Origin of the sequence: Pacificimonas pallii (assembly GCF_019204005.1) — a bacterium.
GTDB lineage: Bacteria > Pseudomonadota > Alphaproteobacteria > Sphingomonadales > Sphingomonadaceae > Pacificimonas > Pacificimonas pallii.
On sequence record NZ_JAGSPA010000003.1, the window covers coordinates 289,139 to 308,635 of the forward strand.

Sequence of the window (19,497 nt, forward strand, 5' to 3'; positions counted from 1 at the left end):
GGCAGGGATCACTCGCCGGGTCTCAATTCGCCAATTGAGCGGACAACCGGGGCACTATCGTCTCCCGCCCGGAAAATATGGACGTTCGCCACCGTGCCGTCAGCGCTGCGTTCGAAGCGCAGACGGTTGGGAAAATCCTCGACCGCGAAAACATCATTGCCGAGATGGTGCATGCGGCTGCGATCGATACCGAGGAAGTGCTGGAAGAATTCCGACGCAATCCACAGCTCGCCATCAACCTGCTCGATCCGGTAATCGAAGCCCATATTGTAGAGAAGACCCTTGTAGGATCCGACGAGCGTATCGCGCAGAGCCGGCTCAAGGGGCTGCTTGTCGAGAGGCTGACGATGCCGCCATCCCATTTTGTCGATAATTCCCCGTCTGAGCGTTGCGAAGACCGGGTTGGTATTCGGATCGTCGCCATTGCCCATGATGACCACGCCGTAGCCGCCCTTCATCGACGCCAGCATCTCTACATTTACACCGGTGTTCGATCCATCGTGGCGGAACCAGTCGGTGTTGCCGAACCCCATGCCCCGGAAAAAAGGAGTTCCCATCCCGCCGACATAGCGCAGGGAGATGATATCGGTCATCTCGCGCGCGAGCGACGGGGTGATCACCCCGTCTTCTCGCCCGTCGAGCGCGCGCTGGAAGGCAATCATGAATTTCGCCATATCCGTAGGGGTCGACCACATGCCGGATGCGCTGATCTGCGGCGTGATCGGCAGGCCGGTGCGGATCACCGCACCGTCCTTGTCATGAACAAGCGCCGCATTGCCAAGAAAGCCCTCCGATCCCGGCTGGACCATGGTGGTATCGATCATACCCAATGGCGCGAATATCCGCTCCCGTACGAGGTCTTCCAGCGACTTGCCCAGATGATCTTCCAGCGCAAGCTGCAAGATGACATAGCCGCCGCCGCTATATTTCCAGTTCGTGCCGGGCGCGAAGAGGAATTCTATCGGCTTGTCATAGCGCGGAAGCCTTCCTTCCAGGCTGTCGATCAGCGAAGGGACCGCGTCGCCTTCGTAAAAGTCGGCGAATCCGTGCTGCGATGTTCCTGCCGTATGTGTCAGCAATTGCCGCCATGTCACCTCGGCAGCACCGGGCTTGTCGCTTTTCGGCAGCTTCCAGCTTTTCAGATAGCCGCTGATCGGCACATCGAGATCGATCACCCCGTCGCGCGCCAGCATCAGGCATAAAAGGGCCGTGGTCACCTTCGATATCGACGCCGTCGAAAAGGCAGTCCGCTCATCGATCGCAGCGCCCGTATCTATCGATTTCACGCCTTGTGTATGGAGGTCGACAATCCTGTAATCGTCGAAGACGGCGACGCTGATCCCGTTAAGCTTGCTTCGCTCCATCTCCGCCGAAACGGTCGGCCAAAGCTGGTCAAGGCGGCTGGACTGGACGGGAGCTTTGCTAACCACCGACCTTTCCTCCTCGACCGGTCCCGAAGTTGTGCAGGCCGCCACACTCATTCCAAGAACGAAAAACGCAAATACTTGTTTCAAATTAATTTCCGATCCAATCCGAGGGTATATCTGTATTAGATATATAACACAGGTGCCGTCAAGCGCGCCCGGCGCGATCATGAAAATAGGCCAATGAGGAGGTCTGCCGCCCGCTTTCGGGATCAAGATGCTCAAGCCACGCTTCGAAGCCGCCTTGCAGTGCGCCCCAATCCATATCGGTCATCGCGTACCAGGCGGTGTCCCGGCTGCGCCCCTTGTAGTTGGACGCATTTCTGAACACACCTTCATAGGTGAAGCCCAGCCGCCGCGCGGCTGCATGCGAAGCGGCGTTCAGATCGTCGAGCCGCCATTCATAGCGCCGGTAATCCAGTTCCTTAAAGACATTGCGGGCCATCAGATACATCGCCTCCGTCGCCATTGCGCGCCGCTGCATCGCGGGCGCGAAACTGACATGTCCGACCTCGATCGAACCATGATCCGGACTGATACAGCTATAGGTCGCCATGCCCAGTGCCCGCCCCGTCCGCTTCTCGACAAAAGCATAGAAAAACGGGTCGGGCGAAAGGCAATAGTTTTCCATCCAATGCCGGAATTCTGCAGGATCGGCGAAGGGACCGTAGCGCATATAGGTCCAGCTCTCGCCGGTTTCGTCCTCCGCCAGCGCGGCGAACATGCTTTCGGCGTGTTTCTCAATGTCGATGGGCTCGACCCGGCAGAACCGCCCCTCCAATATGCGGCGGTCGGGATGCTTGGCTCCGGACCAGTCGCCCAGCGACGGCCCGATGGGTTGACCCAATGCGTTGATCCGCGTCGCACTCACCGGAGTCAGCTTTCGACGTGAGTTACGAATTCGATCAGGCGGCCATCGGGATCGCGCAGATAGGCCGCGTAATAATTGGGGTGGATATGGGGCGCGAGTGCGGGAGGGCGCTCCTGAGTCCAGCCTTCGCTACCAGCCGTCTCGAAAATGGTGTCGACCACATTGCGATCGGGCGCGCGAAAGGCGAAATGCACATCGGTCGAGGGCGCGCCTTCGACGATAAAGAAATCGAGCCGGTCTCCATTGGCGAATCCCTTGGCGGGTCCATCAACCTCCAGCCTGTAGCCGACATGCGGAAGCACGCATTGATAGAAGGAAAAGACATCGCCGAACTGGCGGGTCTGGACTTCGAGATGGTCGATCAAGGGGATACTCCTTACAGCTTTGATGAGATTGAAACTCCCCAGGAATATAGCGCCGATCGACGAGACAAACACATCACCAGAGTATCTTTTGGCAATTCGATTTTGCATTTTTTCACGAAACTCTGGAGTAACTCCGTCATGAAAATCGATATCGACGAATCAGATCGCATCATCCTCGATCACCTTCAGAAGGATGCCTAGACGCCGCTCAAAGCGTTCGTTGGGGCAACCGGGCTCTCGATCGCATCGGTGCAGCGCCGAATCCGCCGGCTGAAGGAGAGCGGCCTGATCGAACGCGAAATTGCCCAGCTCAATGCGGAGGCGATGGGGCAGGATGTCACTTTCATCGTGATGGTGGAACTTCATCGCGAAAGCCTCGACCAGTTGGAGACTTTTCAACGACGGGTGGTGAAAGACCCGCACGTCCAGCAATGCTATTATGTCACCGGAGAGGCCGACTTCGTCCTCATCTGCATCACGCCCGATATGAAGGCTTTCGAAGCACTCACTCATCGGCTGTTCTTCGAGAACTCGAACGTCAGAAAATTTCACACCAGCGTCGTTATGAAACGCGCCAAGGTCGGCCTCTCCATACCAATATGGCCGTAGGCTATGGCATGGGCTCGGCGGATTTTCGCTGTCTCCGCTTGTAGCTGAATGACTTCGGGGAGGCCGCGGACCGCGATTCACCATGTCGGGGACAATGGTCGCCATGCCTCAGAACAATTACGTCCCTCTTCAACCAAACAAGCTGACATCCAGAAGAGGATCAGAAGAATCTTCTCGCCATTTGCGTGGCGAATTTGGAATCTTTGTCTGTTCCCTCCCCCTAGTCTGAATGGCTGACACCCCGCCTACCGCCTGAACCAGGATCGCAATGAAGACCGATATGGCTGCCTTCCGCCGCAAGACGAAGAAGGCCCTTTCATCATCTCCGTGCCCATTCAGCGTCACCGGACCCAAGTAGCCAGGACCCGATCACATGAACATCTCCTTTCACACCGAAGAGTGGCCCGTCAAAAAGCCGCTCGTGATCACCGGCCATAAATTTAACGAACATCACGCGTTTGTCGCAGAGGTCGAAAGCGGCGGTTTCGTAGGACGCGGCGAATCTTTCGGCGTTTATTATCTCGGAGAAACATCCAGGACCCTCGCGCTTCAGGCGGAGAGCTTTCTGGATGATTTCAGCGGAGACATGACACGCGAAGCGGTTCATCAGTCGCTTCCGGCGGGCGGCCTGCGAAATGCGCTCGACTGCGCGTTGTGGGACTTGGCGGCCAAAAAGGCCGGCAAGCGTGCCTGGGAACTGGCCCGGATTGAGCTTGCTCCTGTCGAAACGGTCTACACGATTGGCATCGACACCATTGCGGCCATGGCGGACGATGCCCGCCGCAAGAGCAATCAGCGGATCCTCAAGGTGAAGCTGAACGATGATCAGCCGGTTGAGCGCCTGCAAGCGATCAGGGACGCCCGCCCCGACGCCGAAATTGTTGTCGATGCGAACCAGGGCTGGAACATCGGGTCCCTCGAACGCTACCTGCCCCAGCTTGAGAAGATGAAAATCGCGATGATCGAACAGCCGCTGCCGCGCGGGGGGGATCAGGACCTCAATGGCCATGCCTATCCCATCCGGATTTGCGCCGATGAATCGTTTCTGACATTCGGTGACCTCGACTATGCCGCCGAGCGATATCAGATGCTCAACATCAAACTTGATAAGGCCGGAGGCTTGACCGAAGGGCTACGCATCGCGCGTGAGGCAAAGGCGCGCGGCATCGACCTCATGGTCGGAAGCATGGGCGGTACGTCGCTGGCGATGGCACCCGCCTATATCGTCGCTCAGTTCTGCGAATTTGTCGATATAGATGGTCCGCTGCTGGCGAAATATGACCGTCAACCCGGCATGGTCTACGACAATGGGATGGTCTCACCCCCTCGCGCCCAGCTCTGGGGCTGAAGGGGATGAGGGGCACAACCTTCGCGCGTCGCGCTCTCCAGCCTTCAGCTCCGTCAGAATAGCCGGTGGAATTTCTGCAAATATCGCCCAATGATGGCTTCACGCTCTTTGCGGTCCTATGCCTGATCATTGCGATCTCCAGCCATCTTGAGAAGACACGCTGGGGGGCGAAGATCTCCGGCCCGGGCCTGGTGATCGCGATATCGATTGCGGCGACGCATGCCGCGATCCTGCCGCGTCAGGCCCCGCTTTACGACTTGATCTGGCAGATTTTTGTGCCGCTTGCGATCGCGCTGTTCCTGTTGAAGGCCGACCTGATCGGCATCTATCAAAAGGGCGGAAGGGTACTGATCGCGTTCATTCTGGGCGCCCTTGGCGCGAGCGTAGGCGCCGTTCTGGGCGGATACGCTCTCGATCTGGGCGCGAATGAAAACAAGCTGATCGCGGTCTTCGCGGCCACATATACCGGTGGCTCGCTCAATTTCGCTGCCACCGCCGAAGCCGTCGATTTCAAACAATCGTCCGAGCTTTCCGCCGCATTGGCCGTCGATAATGTGATCGGAACCCTCTACATCATTCTGACGATCTGGCTGGGAGGCTGGGCCGTCCTGAAACGGAGATTTCACTGGGGCGCCGAGACGGCCGATAATGCCGGTACCGACAATGGCGAAAGCCATTCGCCCCCCACCCTCAGCGATCTTCTCACCATGCTTGCGCTGGCGGCGGTCGCCTGCGTCATCGGCATCAAATTCGCCGACTATCTCGGCCTGGACAGCTTCGCGGTGCTGTTCATTACCGTGATCGCCGTCGGGGCAGCCACGATTGGCCGCAACAGGTTAAGGTCGTTCAAGGGTGAAGATATCCTCGCGATGATCTTGCTCTACATGTTCTTCGCCGTCGTCGGGGCGGGATCCGATATTTCGGAAATGCTCTCGACACCGCCCGCAACTTTCCTGCTGGTCGGCTCGATAATCGGCACGCACTTCCTTTTCCTGTTCGTCGGTGGCTACCTGTTGAAGCTGAATTACCGCGAGTTGATCATTGCCTCTTTGGCCTGTATTTCCGGCCCACCGGTCGCGGCGGCAATCGCAGTGTCGTTTGGCTGGCGCGAGCATATTCTGCCAGGCATCGCCACCGGCGTGTTGGGATATGTCGTTGGCACCTTCATCGGCGTGGGCCTGTTTCACATGCTTGGCTAGCCCGAAAAGACCAATGGCAAGGCATTGCCACCAGGCGGGTCAGTCCGTTTGCGATACCTAGCGGGCGTCTTCACCCGATCTCGATCCATTAACCAGATCGGATATCGGATAGCCGGTGTCATTCTTGATCGGCTTGGTAACGATATAGGTGAAATATTCCGATATGCCGATATTGCTATCCAGCAGTTCATCCATGAACGCCTGATATTGATTGATGTCGTTCGCGACGACCTTCATGATATAGTCGATCCCGCCACCAAGGGCATGACATTCAATGATCTCGCCGTGCCGTCTTATCGCACGCTCAAACACCTGAAAGTCCGTTGCCCGGTGGGCGCCCAGTTTGACCGTCACATAGAAAATGCAGACATGCGCGATCTGGAGGATGTCAACCTCAGCGCGATAGCGGCTGATTAATTTAGCCTTTTCGAGGCGCTTGACGCGTTCATGGCAAGGACTTTGTGACAGTCCCACCATCTCGGACAGTGTGCTGCGGGTGATGCGCCCATTGTCCTGCATCGCCTCCAAAATGGCAATGTCGATGCGGTCTAGCTTATACATAGTGCCGGTTTCGTGCGATAAATGTGAGGCGGGTCAATCATTTTCCATACTTTCAAACGATCGGAAACGTATGCGCGGAGTTCGAAGCGTGTCAACTTAATGACGTGCGACGCCCAGTGAGCAGCCCGATGCCCCCCTCCATCCCCGGTGCCTGTTCACGCCCTGTGTGCTGGCCCCGATAAGGCGCCAGACAACCATCGCTCCCGCTGCGCGCCTTTCGCCGGGGCAATCATCATGCCGAACATAAGAGGCGGGGTTCACGCGTAATACTGGAACCCCAGTATGTTCCAGTAGGCATAAAAGAACACCATATAAAGCGCGCATATCGCGACGAAACTGTTGCGCAATCGCTGAAGTAATCCTGCCCCCTTTTCCTGTGAAAGCCACAATCTCACATTCGCCACCAGAAGGTAGATTGTCGCCAGCGATGCCAGGATCGGGAATAACAGCCATATCTTGAAGGCGAGCGGAATAGCGTAAGACAGGCTATCGGCCAAAAGCACCATCACCAAAACCATGCCTAGGATCGCGACCAGATGGAGCGACGCCGCCAGCAACGCGGCGCGCTCGGCCCGTTTTCTCGCGCCGATCAGAGACTTGAATGCCGACCGCTGAAACAACTGCCGCAAAAGAACGAATATGAACACGGCGGTGCAAAGAACCAGCAACGGAATATGGTTCGTCCCGTCGGCCAGAAGCGACGCCTTGAAATAGGACGTATATGGTAGAGATTCGACGTAGAGGCCGCTGATATCGCCGTTCCCATCTTCCTGAAAAGCAATGCGCTGGTCTCCATGCGTTTCGCGGAAGAGATTCTTGCCGATCTCTACGAATTCGGTGTCGCCTGCGACCAGCAGGGTGTTGCGGTCGGTCGCCTCAACCGAGATTCCGCCGAGCAGCTGCGTCAGTTTTTCAATGTTTGAGAAGTTGGATCGCCATGAAACATAGGTCCCGGCATAGCGTTCGGATCGCATGTGAAAATCAGCCGGTGCCGCAGGCTTCCCGATCTCGCGGGGGAAGGCGACGTCGTAGATCGTCGACACCAGCGCCTCTGTGACAATCGCGCCATCGGGGCCGGTGAAGGTCGCGAATATGATGATGTCATTCGCCAGGTCGATCGCCAATTGGGAATGGAACAGGTTGGTATTCCCGCCATGGCCGACGAGCCGCACACCGTTTTGCGCGGTTTCCAGAAATCCGAGCGTCATCCCGTTCAGGCGATCATCCTGCGAGAAATGGCGTGACAGCATCTGCTTCACCGTATCGCTTCGCAGAATTCTCTTGCCGTCAAGAGCGCCGCCCGCCTTGATCGCACGGGCAAACAGGATCATGTCGGCCAGGGTCGCGGATGCGGATCCTGCCGGGGCGAAACTGGATATCACTTCGAACGGCTGGGGCTCGAAAGCGAGCCCCTCATGCCGATAGCCAATGGCAAGGTTGCCAGCCATGCTGGTCGGCACAGGTTCGACGAATGTGGAATTCTTCATTCCCAGAACATCGAAAATGTTTTTCTGAACATATTCCTCGAATGACATGCCGGAAATCGTCGCGACGATATGGCCTGCAAGGGCGGTCGCGTAATTCGAATAGGCCACCTGAACGCCGGGCGGATTCACCCGTTTCGGTTCATAGCGGACCATTGCCTGATCCATGGGAAGGGCGCGGCTGCGGTCATTGATGATAAGGTAGCCCATACCGCCCGTTTCAAAGCCCGCACTGTGCGTCATGATATGCCGCATGGTGACAGGCTGGCCGGGATAGGTATCCTTGATCTGAAAATTCTTGAGGTACGCGTTCACATCCCTGTCGAGGTCGAGCCGGCCTGTCTCGACAAGCTGCATGACCGACACCCAGGTGAACAGCTTCGATATGGAGCCTGGCCGAAATAGCGTCGTTTCCGGGTCGACGGGGATATCTCGCTCGATATTCTGTTTCCCGTAACCCTTTGACAGGATCACCTCGTCGTTTCTGACGATCATGACGGCGCCGGACGGCACCGAATGCTCTTCCATCAGCGGGATCGCAACGCCATCGGCAAGCGCGGCCATCGTCGCCGGAGCGAATATGTCGTTCCGCTCCTGCGCATGGCTCACGCCCCCGCCCGATGCGGCAGCACAAAGCGCGAGGAAAAGCATCGTCATCGCCCGCACGGCTGTGATCGTGGATAGCATCACTTAATCTTCCCCCCCCCCCCCGAAAATACGGCGTTCAGCACAAGGCAGCCATGGCCATATGGCCTCGCTTACTTCGGCAAGTCCGGCGTTTTGCCTTTGGATTTTTCGATCTTCTCTTCAAGAACCGCGACCGCCTGATCGACACCGCGCCGCAAAAAGCTTTCAAGTGTGTCGTTATCGGCGGGCGCCAGCGCCATGTCTGGCGGGATGCCCACGCCCTCATAGGATTTGCCGTCGGACGCGATGTACACTTCGTTCGACATCGTCACGCCCCAGCCATTGGGCAGCTTGAATTCCAGAACGTCCGAAAGGCCGCCGCCAGTGCGTTCGCCAATGGTGGTGACATTCGGCAAAGCTTGCATCGCCAGCGTGAAGATTTCCGCCGCGCTGAAAGTATCGCTACCCTGAAGGTAAACCACCGGGCCAGAAAAAGCGCGATCACCCCTGCTTGACACGTAGATGCGCTGCTTTGGCGTGAAACCGGACTCCAGACGGGCTTTCTTCGTGAACGCCAGCACATTGGCGCTCGTCAGATATTCCGCGATCGCAAGGGCGACCTGATCATAGCCGCCCGGGTTCCAGCGCGCGTCGACGATGATGCCTTTCACATCATGAAGGTCTTTCAGCGCCTCCTGCATGACCGCATCGACGACGCGCTGCCGGTCAGCCGACGGCGCGCCTTCCGCCGCGAATCCATACATCCCGTCAATGCCGATATAGCCGATGTCGCCGCCTATTCGCCCCCAGCTTACCGGTTTGGCCGTCGCCGAACCTTGCCGGCTTCCCTTCAGATAGTGGGAATCGATCGTCCGCGTTATTCTGGCCAGCGGCTCGGATTCATAAATGCTGAAAGTATCGCTGTCGGGCAGTTCCTTCGCCGCCAGCGCATGCAGCGTTCCGCGCTTTCCGGACCTGAACATCCGGTCACCCGCCTCCAGCATAACATGGCCGTCATCCAGCAGGGTGAGCATCTCCACGAAAATGGCATAAAGATCGTCTTCGCTCGTGCTCTTCGTGACCGAAGGCCGGTACTTTTCGTAAACAGACTGCCAATCGACATTGTGCAGATCAAAAAACGCATAATGCTCATTATACGCCTGCCAGAAGGCTTCAAAATTCTGTTCAGGGTCAAGGCTGGGCGCGGTCGGACAATTGTCCGGCAGATTGGGAAGGCGTTCAAAGTCGTAACGCGTGATGCCGTCGCTCACATGGAAACTGAGCCTGTCCGCCTCCGTACGGTCGATACGCGTCAGATCGTTCTCCAGCGCCGCATTCACATCTTCCGAAGCCTTGGCGCAGCTTCGACTGGTATAGTGGTACAGCTGGGGCTTGCCCTCCTTGACCTCCAGCACATAACCATATCCCTGCGAGCGCCAGACGCCGTCCATATGGTGAGTGGCGGCCCGCGTGGCCTGACTAGACAAAACTCCTGCCGTCGCCAGTAAAAAAGCGAGCGATTTCAATAGGCGGTGATTGCGCTTCATAGCCTTGTCAAACCTCCTTGGCGTGAACGTTCTGGGGATCGGAAAAGCCGCCCGGTGATGGCGGGCGGAACAATGGCGCCCCGGCATCGCGATAAGACAATCATCATGACTGGCCGCCCTTCCGCCAATCCGCGGACTTTAGCTCGAATAAGGCAGCGTCACGAACATACCCGGTCCAGGTCGTCATGTCCTTTCGCAGAATGGAAATCTGACGCGCTCCCAGTTTTTCAACCGCGCGCATCGACCGTCCGTTGCGCGTGTCGATCCTGAACGCGATCGTGTGAAACCCGCTTGCAAAGGCATGGTCGATCATCAGTGTCTTCATGATCCGGTTGAACGATGTGCCGCGAACCAAAGGGGAAATGTAGGTACCGCCGATCTCGACGATGCCTTTCTCGGGGTCAGGCTTCAGAAAGTGGGTCATGCCCACGACCCGGTCTTCGTGAAGAACGGCGAACCGCAGATAATCTGTCATGGTCGACAACATGGCGACCGAACGGTCGAAATGTTCCCCAAGCATCGATATCGGATAAATATCCCAGATATACTCATCTTCCGCGCAGGCCGCGCGCAGTCCCTCGATGTGGCTGTCGTCAAAGGGAACCAGGCGGACGGCCCCGTCGGAAAGCGAAACCAGCAGCTTCAGGGTCTTTTCGTCAGACGATGTCATTTTGATCTCCGCAGACCGGGACATATTTCGGCAGTCGAAAACCGCAGCCATGACGCGCAGCCGCCAAGCCATTCTGACGCGCCAATGGGGCCAGGACGGCGTCGCGGTGTCTCATTCGGCATGCCGCCCCGTCCCAAGATATACGGCGTTCATGAATAGCCGCTCCGTACCCAGAGAATACCCCCGAAACAGCGGGTCGCTGGCAAATGAAATCACCTTGCCCCTCCCCTTCCGCTCCAGCAGCAGATAGGCGCTGCCGGAGATATACCCGGTCGCCTCGGGCCAGACCAATCCGGATAACATGAGGTTGGGCATCGATGCGAAACGTCCGATCAGGGCCGCATTCGGTCCGGGAGACAGAGCGTCCGATTCCCGGAAAAGGACCGGTAACCGCTCAGTCACCCCATACGCCATCCAATGTTCCGGCTTCAAATGGGCCTGAAGGTAGGCCCCATGCGGTAGGTAGGTCCTGATCTTCGCGATTGTCTGCGCCGGCGTCATGGTGACGGCTGGTGTCGCCGAGCGTTGATCGGCGAAACTCTGCGCGGTGTCGGCAAAATCGAACGGCTCATTGCGGGCGTCCAGTTCCTTTGCGCTCGCGCCCAGCACGGCGCGCGTTTGCTGCGGCGTCTTGCCATCGGAACTCGACGCCCCAAGGAAATCGTCTGCCTCTATCTCCGCAATGCTTCGCCCGACCATCATCAGCGTCGTGTCATCCAGTGTCCTGCTGCGCGGCACAGACGAGATGATACCCGCTTCGGAGGCGTAGAAACTGGCATTGCCCAGGGTAAGCAGCGTCCCGCCCTGATCGACCCAATTGGCCAGCGCCTTCATGGCCGCGCCCGGCAGCAGTTCGGACAGGTCGCCATCCACCTCAGGCAATATCATCGCGTTGTAGGAACTCAGGTCGAAAAAGCCGAGATGCATCATGTTGAGCAGCGTCGCCGGCACTTCGACCTTTTCGTCGAACAGATGCCAGACGGCGCCAAAACTCGTCTGCGAAACGCCCTGTCCGCCCAGTATCGCGACCTTCGGCTGCCGAAGCAGCGGGAAGGAATCCCCGCCAAGATCGGGCCCGGACAGGATACGCGCGCCGTGCGCGGCAAATAGTTCGATCGCACCCTTCGCCTGTTCCGCGTCAATGAGGGGGCGTATGTCGCCTACCTGCTCTTCATGGCGAACCAGAAACGTTCCGGGTCTGAAGTCTTCGCCATCATGAGTGAAGGCAGCCTTCGCCACCCGAACCTTGACGCCGGACTGCAACAGCCGGGCTGTCGCCTGCAGGCTGTCGTCCCGGTAAATATAGGCGTAGTTCGCGGCGCCAACAGGTGGCTTTGGAGCCGCCAGGGCCGTCTGCCGCGCGTCCACCCATCTTCCATCCAGCGGCGATCGCGACCAATAGGCTTCGATGTTGAACGCCAGTGGCAGGGACCATGCCGTCACATCGTAAAGCTGGGTCGCCTCCCCCAGATCCAGGCTGCGCCTCTCTTCCCGCAGAAACTCCGGTGAAAAGGGAGTATGGGCATCCAATATGTTCCGCACCAGATTGCCCAAAGGCTGATCCGCGCTGACCTTGAGCGTCCCAGCAGGCAGCTTTGCCGTGACTTTCAGATCATTCTTGTAGCCTGAAAGGTTGCGGGCGGTGACCGGCTCCTGCAGCACCTCAACTTCGACGCCTTGAGACAATAGGATACGCAATGTCTCGCGATACTTATATCCGTTACCCGGCAGGATGACATAAGTCCGCGGATTGTCCTTGGCATTGCGTCCGGCGGCCTCGGCCCGCGCTTCCATCCAGCGCTTCAAATAGCGGTCCTTGTCACGCGCGACGGTCGCCAAATTGGCGATCGTGCTGCGATACTGGTTTTCGACAGCCGTCCTGAAATCAACCAGATTTCCGTTCGACTGGCGAACCGACAGGCCCGAGGTTGCGGATTGCTCATAAAGCATGGGAACCGCACCGAAATAGGCGGGCCAGATATCGTAATAGCCGGGATAGAAAACCTCGTTCCAGGCCCTGGTATAATAGCTTCGCCCCATCTCGTCGAAAGCCGCCGCCTGATCCTCACCAAGCTCCAGCCACGATTCATGCACGCCATCTGGCAAATGCGGATTCAGCGGCCGCGCGGGAATGGCGAACAAAAACGTGTCGTCCCATCCCATTTCATGGGCATCGACAAAAAGTTGCGGTTCAGCCGCTCTTATGGCCGCAACCCGGAAACGCGATTGCTGCTGGGTCTGGAAAATGGCGTCGCGATTGAGGTCGAACAGATAGTGATTGCCCCGGCCATGCATCCAGAACTCATTATGCACCATGTCCTGATGATCCTGCGCAGACTGCTGCCGACGTAGCGCATTGGTATGGGCAAGCGCCCGCTGCCGCCCTTCGGGATTGAACAGCGGGTCGATATAAGTGAGCACGTTCGCACGGATATTCTGTGTGATTTCATCCTGGCCGGCCGCCAGTCGGTAAGCGGTCAATATGGCTGAGTCGACGCCGGACAGTTCGTTTCCATGAATGCCGCCGCCAATCCACGCGACCAGCGGGGTCTGCTCGATATAGCGCTTGTTGCCGCTCCTGATTTTCTCAGGATCGAGCTTCACATCGACATGTCGTTCAAGATTTCGGGGCGTCCCGATGATCAGGGTGAACAGCTTCTGGCCGGAACTGGTGGTTCCATATTCGCGATGTTCCACGAACTCCGACTGATCTGCGAGCTCCTTCGCATACAGCCTGATCTGCTCATGCGACACCGGCCGCTCGCCAATGTCGAAACCCAGAAAATCATGCGGCGACGTAATCGTCATGTCACGAGCTCCCTCGCTATCGATCCTCAAGCTGGGCGTGTCCGCATTCGGCGACTGTGCATTCGCAGCCGGAACACACATCAGGAGACCGGCGGTTACAATTGCGCACCCTATATGTGCGAGAGTCTGTGTCATTCGCATCTTCGGACGCCCGGGCTTTGCTGCTTAGCGGCCTGTCCGCGCGAAATGCTCGCCGCTCCGCCGCCGCGAAGGACCATCCCGCCTCTCGCACCTGTATGCTGTCCATTCCTGAGGGTGTGGACACCGTTTACAAACACATGTTCAACGCCGACCGGCATCGCCGCGCCATCCGTCCAGGTCGCCTTGTCCTTGATCGTCGCAAGATCGAAGACCGTTATATCTGCGGGCAATCCTTCCCGCAGAATACCGCGATCGTTAAACCCGTGCCTCGACGCGGGCCATGCCGTCATCTTTCGTATCGCCTCCGCAAGACTTAAGACCGGATTGTCCCGGACATATTCCGATATGATGCGCGGAAATGTGCCATTGGCCCGGGGATGGCTGAGGTCGCCCGAAGGCATCCCATGGGCGTCGACCGAAATACCGGCATCGCTGCCGATGCTGGTCCAGGGAAATCGCAGCGCCGTTCGCACATCCTCTTCGCTCATCATGAAGAAGAAGCCGAAAGCTCTTTTGGGATAAGCGCTCAGAACGATCTTGATGGCCAGCTCGTATGGATCTTCGCCAAGCGCCTCCGCGACATCCGCAATCGTCCGGCCAGCATATGCCTCATAGGTGGCGGAATGCGCGTCCGCGAGCACCACGCCGTCCCATCCGCCGGACGCAACGACCACATTGGCTTTCGACCATTCGCCAAATTCGTCGTTCCGAATGCGCTCGATCAGCTTCGCGCGAAACGCGCGATCCCGCAATTTCTCAAACGCCGCGGCAGGCCCTCCGGCGAAGATCTCGGGAGGAATCGCGACGTCGAGCCCAGTGCCCCCGGCGGTATAGGGATACATGTCCGCGGCGATGTCCACACCGCGGTCCCGCGCGGCGTCGATCAATTTCCCCGCGTCCGTCATCAGCGTGCCCCAGCCCGGGCGGTAACCGGCCTTCAGATGGAATATTTCGACCTTCACACCGGCGCGCTCGCCAATCTCGATCGCCTCCTCGATCCCGGCCAGCAGGTTCGCGCCCTCATCGCGCATGTGCGTGGCGTAAATGCCGTCATAGGGGGCTGCCGCACTGACAATCTCCACCAGTTCATCGGTGGTCTGAAATACACCCGGCGGATAGATCAGCGCCGTTGTCAGGCCAAGGGCACCGGCCTCCATTGCGGTTTCGACCTTGCCACGGATCATGCACATCTCGTCAGGGGTCGGTGCCCGCGACGTATCGCCGATCACCTCGACGCGGGCCTGGGTGGCGCTGTAATATGTGGCGAAATTGACGCTGATCCCCCGCTCCCGAAGCGTCCCGAAATAGTCGCCGATCTTGTCGGCGGTCGCCGGAATGCCCGCCTCGCCCGCAATCAGCGTGGTGACGCCCATGGCAAGCTTGTTCTGCGCCAGACCGTTCGCCAGAATCTCTTCTCCCGACTGGTCCATCGCGTCGATCCAGCCGGGTGACACATATTTGCCCTCGGCATTGATTTCATGATCGGCGCGTCCGGGAATTCGGCCGATGCGGGCGATACGGCCATCCTTGATCGCGATGTCGGCCAAGACCCAGGGGCTGCCCGAGCCATCCAGCACGCGCCCATTGCGAATGATCACGTCATAAGGTGTTGGCTCTTCCGCTGTCTGGACAGGTTCGTCGGCAAAGGCGGAAGCCGAGACACAAAGCGCCCATGCGCTTATAAAAGCGCGTGAAACCCTGCGGAAATGGATCATCGACTTTCCCTACCGATAGTCTTCGTCCGGTACGCGCGTGCCCGGATCATGGAGCACTCGCGAACGCGGCGTTAAACAGTTCAAACTCGGCGGAGGCGGCGAACCACGGGCTATTCGCCACGTGGCCCGCCCCGCCGGATCAGAAGGCGAACTTGATGGAGCCACCAATGCGGCGCGGCTCTACCACCCCGGCACCGGCAAGGTAGACACCCAGTCCGGTATCGTCCGCCCCGGCATTGGAATAGGCATATTCGTTCAGCAGGTTCGTGGCGTAAGCGGTGAACGTCACGCGCCCTGATGTGATGCTGGCACTGAGATCCACGAGCACATAATCATCGATGGGGAACTCGATCTCGCCAAAGCCGACATTCTGCATCAATGCCTGGCTGAATCCGCCACGATAGACAGTCGTATATTCACCGACATATCGTGCGCCAAGAGTGGCGTTGCCATCGAGCGAACCGATCTCATAATCATATTTGGCCCTTAGCGAACCGGTCCATTCCGGGATAAAGCGTGTCTGCTCACCCTTCAGGCCGCCAAGTTCCAGACTATCACCGCCAAGCTCGCCCTTTGCATGGGCGAGGGTGCCGACAAGGCTGAAATTGTCGGATATCTCGAAATCCGCACTCGCCTCAAACCCATATGACTGCATGCCCACACCGGCGTTTCCGCTTGTGCCGATGCCGTTGATCTCGACGGCTGCCTGAAAGTTGCTCCAGTCCACATACCAGAGCGCGAGATCGTAGCGTATCCGGCCATCGGCCAACCACCCTTTTGCGCCGACCTCATAGCTCCAGAGGCTATCGGACTCGATAACTGACGACGCCGTGCGCCCTGTTACCAGATCCGTGATGGGAACATTGACGTTCCCCGGGCGATAGCCGCTGGCGATACGGACATAGAGCGACAGGTCATCGCTGGGCCGGAAACGCGCATTGAAAAGGTAGGTAAGAACGTCATCGCTCGTCTTGCTGTTGAGGTCCACGGCGCCGATGAGAAGTCCGGAGAAATCGAAATCGGACTCAAAGTCATTATGGCTGAACCGCAGCCCGCCGGTCACATCGAAATTGGGTGTGATATTGTAGGTCACATCGCCGTAGATGGCGATTTCCTCATAGGTTGCCGGAAAATCGACATCGAACAGAGTGAGGTCGTATGGCTGCGCCACGACCAGCTGCGAGTTTGAGGTGTTTTCCTTCACGTAAAACGCACCGAGGATCCAGTCGACAGTATTCATGCCTTGCGAAACCAGTCGCAATTCCTGGGTGAACCTGTCGGAATCGCTATAGAATATCGCCGGTACCGAAGTGGTGGTGCCAATGGGCAGGCCAAGCCCGACATCGAGGGAAATGAGCGTGCTCGGGTCGTTCCCCTGATCGTCGGTTGTCGTCGCTTCATAATGGCTGAAGCCCGTGACCGATGTGAACTCCGCCCAGTCCAGATCCAACTTGAACGTGGCGTCCGCCTTCTTGGTGACGATGGCAACATCGGCGGGCTCATAGGCCGCGAAAGAGAGGCGACCCTCGACCGGCGTGTACACCGGCGACGTCCCGGCCGGCGCCGTCAGATTGATACGATTGTTCCCGCGCGTCCGGTTCTTCTGGTACATGCCGGTAACTTTCAGACTGGCACGATCGGACATCTCGAAAAGCGAAGCGGCGTTGCCCCCCCAGTTTCTGGACGTGTTGTAATCCTTCTCCACAATATCGAGCGTTTCCGGATCGAGGCGGTCGATATATCCGCCGCGATCGTTCCAGAAACCGCCAACTGTAAGTCCAATCCGATCTTCGACGATCGGCATGCTGACGACACCGCGATAAAGCTGTGTGAGACCGCCATTCTTTGTCGATGACAGGTCAGCGGAAAAACTGCCGCGCGCGACCGACAGGGCCGGGTCCCTCGTCACATAGCGAACGACGCCGCCCATCGCGCCCGCTCCGTAGAGCGTGCCCTGGGGGCCTTTCAGGACCTCCACGCGCTCAAGCTCGCCCATGATACCGTCAAGAAAATAGTCAGCGGCGGCCGCGAAGGGCGTGGCGGATGTGAGCGGCACGTCATCGAGATAAACGGCGGTGACCGGAACCGATGATTCCTGGCTGATCGCCCGAAGAATGATCTGTCCCTGCCCCGTCGCCCCATCCGACGTCACATTGGCGCCAGGCGTGTAGTCGAGAATGTCCTCGATCGAAACGAGCCCTGAATCCACAAAGGTCTCGGAATCTATCACCGAGATTGCCAGCGGCGCATCTTGCAGGGATTCGCTCCGCCGCGACGCCGTCACGACGATCACACCGCCCTGGTCCGTGTCCGCAGCGCCTGCCTGCGCACCGCTCGCATCCTCAGCCTGCGCATAGGTCGGCGCGGACAGCGCAGATAATATGCCGCCCGCAGCCATAGCAAAAGCCAGTCTCTTTTCCATGTCAATCTCCCCAGTCCGGGCATGTTCAGGCGATACCCGCCTTCATGCCGTTTTTCTTTGTCTTGCCCGGCCTGTTGCTCGCATCGGCGGCATCATGCAGGTCAATCCGATTTGGATGAGCGTAGACCTCGGGAACAGGACTTCGTTCCAAAATGCGAACCGGCTCCGAATTTTATTCTGTTTCCGGTTCCATCGTCCGAACTTTGGAACTTCGCATCGAGCGTCAGCGCTGTGATCGGCTGAACCGGGCAAGGGCGAAACGGCGACAGAGGATCGAGGCGACCCGGTCCATGCGGTTCTGTTTCGGCACATCGCTCGCCGCCGCCGCCTTACTTTATAAGGCGGCCTGCCGAGACCATTGGCTGGCGTCCATATCCGAGGATCCGGCGCCTTGCCTCGTTGCTCCTCACCTCCGGCATGTTCGGCCACACCGCCGCTTGCCGGAACAAATTCGGCGCGCGGGGCCGTCAGAAAAGCAAATCATTTTGTTGGCCGTAAGTACACTTATCCTTCGATTTGATGGAGGGATCGCGGAAAATGGACGCACGACTGACCGGGTGCTTTGCGAAGGCACGGCATATCCCTCACCACCGCCCGGCCGCGCGGTTCCGTATACGGCAATTCGCTGCACGCAGGGGAGTCTGAATGAATATTTCATCAACCGGGCTGACGAAATATCCCGCACTCCCCCAGCCATATCTGCTGTTTCTCGGTGACGTCGATCAGACAGGCTATGCAAAGACCGCGTTCGGCCTTGCGCAGTGGGCGGATGACAAATGCATCGGCGAATATTCATTCAATAAAAGCGGCCTGACGACGGGCCTGCCGCGGATGACACCGACCGAGGCTGCGCGCGCAGGCGCAAAATCACTCGTCATCGGCGTCGCCAATCAGGGGGGCAGGATCAGCGCCGCATGGATTCCGTCACTTGTCGACGCGCTGAAGGCTGGCCTCAGCATCATCAGCGGTCTCCACATCCCGCTTTCTTCGATACCGGAACTCGCACAGGCATCCCGGGACACTGGCGGAGCCCTGATCGACATTCGCCGGCCACCTTCGGACATACCGGTGGGGACCGGTCGCAAGCGCAGTGGCAGGCGGCTGCTCACCGTCGGAACGGATTGTGCGCTCGGCAAGAAATACACCGCGCTCGCCATTCATCGCGCCTTTGCGGAAAGAAACGTCAATGCGGATTTTCGCGCGACGGGACAAACCGGCATCATGATCGCCGGTGGGGGCATCCCCATGGATGCGGTGGTGTCCGATTTCGAAGCTGGAGCCGCGGAGATTCTCAGCCCTGACGCGCCGGCCGATCACTGGGACGTGATCGAGGGCCAGGGCTCGCTCTTCAATCCGGCATATGCGGCGGTGTCGCTCGGCCTTCTGCATGGCAGCCAGCCGGATGTCTTTGTCGTCTGTCACGATCCATCCCGATCCCGCATGCTCGGACTGGAAGACTACGCCGTACCATCGATCGAGGAAGTCATCGATCTTACATCCCAATTGGGCAGGTTGACCAACCCTGATATTCGCTGCGCGGGTGTCAGCCTCAATACCTCTTCCATGGACAGTAAAGCCGCCACCAGGCTGATGGCACGAGAGTCCGACAGGCTCGTCGGATTGCCAGTTGCGGATCCCATCAGGGGCGGCCCACAGTTCGAGCGGCTGGTCACCAATTGCCTGCTATGAATTCAGCTGGCGAATCT

The 19,497-nt window shown here is 58.4% G+C and carries 14 protein-coding genes; 4 read left to right on the forward strand and 10 right to left on the reverse strand.

The window, feature by feature from the left end:
* Positions 1 to 8: 8 nt before the first annotated feature.
* From KCG44_RS10045 to KCG44_RS10055, 3 genes are all read right to left on the reverse strand, one after another.
* Positions 9 to 1,430 (reverse strand): serine hydrolase domain-containing protein, encoded by a 1,422-nt coding sequence (locus KCG44_RS10045; protein WP_218445951.1) that lies wholly within the window; start codon positions 1,428 to 1,430, stop codon positions 9 to 11.
* A gap of 142 nt (positions 1,431 to 1,572) precedes the next feature.
* Positions 1,573 to 2,295 carry a GNAT family N-acetyltransferase gene (locus KCG44_RS10050; protein ID WP_218445952.1) on the reverse strand — a complete coding sequence of 241 codons (723 nt, stop codon included), beginning with the start codon at positions 2,293 to 2,295 and terminating at the stop codon, positions 1,573 to 1,575.
* Positions 2,296 to 2,300: 5 nt separating this feature from the next.
* A complete protein-coding gene (locus tag KCG44_RS10055; protein WP_218445953.1) occupies positions 2,301 to 2,660 on the reverse strand; it encodes a VOC family protein in 360 nt (119 codons plus the stop codon).
* 351 nt (positions 2,661 to 3,011) lie between these two features.
* Between KCG44_RS10055 and KCG44_RS14580 the strand changes: the two genes are divergently transcribed.
* The 3 genes from KCG44_RS14580 to KCG44_RS10070 all read left to right on the forward strand — a co-directional run bounded on the left by KCG44_RS14580 (position 3,012) and on the right by KCG44_RS10070 (position 5,816).
* Entirely contained in the window at positions 3,012 to 3,269 is a 258-nt protein-coding gene (locus KCG44_RS14580) for an Lrp/AsnC ligand binding domain-containing protein (RefSeq protein ID WP_369411979.1), read from the forward strand.
* 373 nt (positions 3,270 to 3,642) lie between these two features.
* Entirely contained in the window at positions 3,643 to 4,617 is a 975-nt protein-coding gene (locus KCG44_RS10065) for a dipeptide epimerase (RefSeq protein WP_218445955.1), read from the forward strand.
* Positions 4,618 to 4,682: 65 nt separating this feature from the next.
* Positions 4,683 to 5,816, forward strand: a complete 1,134-nt coding sequence (locus tag KCG44_RS10070) for a DUF819 family protein (protein WP_218445956.1) — start codon at positions 4,683 to 4,685, stop codon at positions 5,814 to 5,816.
* A 57-nt stretch (positions 5,817 to 5,873) separates the two neighbouring features.
* Here KCG44_RS10070 and KCG44_RS10075 read toward each other — a convergent pair whose 3' ends face one another.
* From KCG44_RS10075 to KCG44_RS10105, 7 genes are all read right to left on the reverse strand, one after another.
* On the reverse strand, positions 5,874 to 6,377 hold the full coding sequence (locus KCG44_RS10075; RefSeq protein ID WP_218445957.1) for an Lrp/AsnC family transcriptional regulator: 504 nt from the start codon (positions 6,375 to 6,377) through the stop codon (positions 5,874 to 5,876).
* Between the two features lie 257 nt (positions 6,378 to 6,634).
* The gene (locus KCG44_RS10080; protein ID WP_218445958.1) at positions 6,635 to 8,548 is read right to left on the reverse strand and encodes a serine hydrolase domain-containing protein; all 1,914 of its coding nucleotides are present in this window, start codon (positions 8,546 to 8,548) and stop codon (positions 6,635 to 6,637) included.
* Between the two features lie 71 nt (positions 8,549 to 8,619).
* Positions 8,620 to 10,035 carry a S41 family peptidase gene (locus tag KCG44_RS10085; RefSeq protein WP_218445959.1) on the reverse strand — a complete coding sequence of 472 codons (1,416 nt, stop codon included), beginning with the start codon at positions 10,033 to 10,035 and terminating at the stop codon, positions 8,620 to 8,622.
* Positions 10,036 to 10,138: 103 nt separating this feature from the next.
* On the reverse strand, positions 10,139 to 10,705 hold the full coding sequence (locus tag KCG44_RS10090; protein WP_218445960.1) for a GNAT family N-acetyltransferase: 567 nt from the start codon (positions 10,703 to 10,705) through the stop codon (positions 10,139 to 10,141).
* Between the two features lie 111 nt (positions 10,706 to 10,816).
* Positions 10,817 to 13,513, reverse strand: coding sequence for a M14 family zinc carboxypeptidase (locus tag KCG44_RS10095; protein ID WP_218445961.1), 2,697 nt, complete (start codon positions 13,511 to 13,513; stop codon positions 10,817 to 10,819).
* Positions 13,514 to 13,644: 131 nt separating this feature from the next.
* Positions 13,645 to 15,369 (reverse strand): N-acyl-D-amino-acid deacylase family protein, encoded by a 1,725-nt coding sequence (locus KCG44_RS10100; protein ID WP_218445962.1) that lies wholly within the window; start codon positions 15,367 to 15,369, stop codon positions 13,645 to 13,647.
* A gap of 139 nt (positions 15,370 to 15,508) precedes the next feature.
* On the reverse strand, positions 15,509 to 17,791 hold the full coding sequence (locus KCG44_RS10105) for a TonB-dependent receptor (RefSeq protein ID WP_218445963.1): 2,283 nt from the start codon (positions 17,789 to 17,791) through the stop codon (positions 15,509 to 15,511).
* Between the two features lie 645 nt (positions 17,792 to 18,436).
* Between KCG44_RS10105 and KCG44_RS10110 the strand changes: the two genes are divergently transcribed.
* Positions 18,437 to 19,480, forward strand: a complete 1,044-nt coding sequence (locus KCG44_RS10110) for an N-acetyltransferase DgcN family protein (protein ID WP_218445964.1) — start codon at positions 18,437 to 18,439, stop codon at positions 19,478 to 19,480.
* The last annotated feature ends 17 nt before the right edge of the window (positions 19,481 to 19,497 follow it).

What these genes read in the sequence shown, in the direction of transcription:
- KCG44_RS14580 (WP_369411979.1), top strand. Translation starts at nt 3,012, where the DNA reads ATGGTGGAACTTCATCGCGAAAGCCTCGACCAGTTGGAGACTTTTCAA.
- KCG44_RS10105 (WP_218445963.1), bottom strand. Translation starts at nt 17,791, where the DNA reads ATGGAAAAGAGACTGGCTTTTGCTATGGCTGCGGGCGGCATATTATCT.
- KCG44_RS10065 (WP_218445955.1), top strand. Translation starts at nt 3,643, where the DNA reads ATGAACATCTCCTTTCACACCGAAGAGTGGCCCGTCAAAAAGCCGCTC.
- KCG44_RS10085 (WP_218445959.1), bottom strand. Translation starts at nt 10,035, where the DNA reads ATGAAGCGCAATCACCGCCTATTGAAATCGCTCGCTTTTTTACTGGCG.
- KCG44_RS10090 (WP_218445960.1), bottom strand. Translation starts at nt 10,705, where the DNA reads ATGACATCGTCTGACGAAAAGACCCTGAAGCTGCTGGTTTCGCTTTCC.
- KCG44_RS10075 (WP_218445957.1), bottom strand. Translation starts at nt 6,377, where the DNA reads ATGTATAAGCTAGACCGCATCGACATTGCCATTTTGGAGGCGATGCAG.
- KCG44_RS10110 (WP_218445964.1), top strand. Translation starts at nt 18,437, where the DNA reads ATGAATATTTCATCAACCGGGCTGACGAAATATCCCGCACTCCCCCAG.
- KCG44_RS10080 (WP_218445958.1), bottom strand. Translation starts at nt 8,548, where the DNA reads ATGCTATCCACGATCACAGCCGTGCGGGCGATGACGATGCTTTTCCTC.
- KCG44_RS10095 (WP_218445961.1), bottom strand. Translation starts at nt 13,513, where the DNA reads ATGACGATTACGTCGCCGCATGATTTTCTGGGTTTCGACATTGGCGAG.
- KCG44_RS10100 (WP_218445962.1), bottom strand. Translation starts at nt 15,369, where the DNA reads ATGATCCATTTCCGCAGGGTTTCACGCGCTTTTATAAGCGCATGGGCG.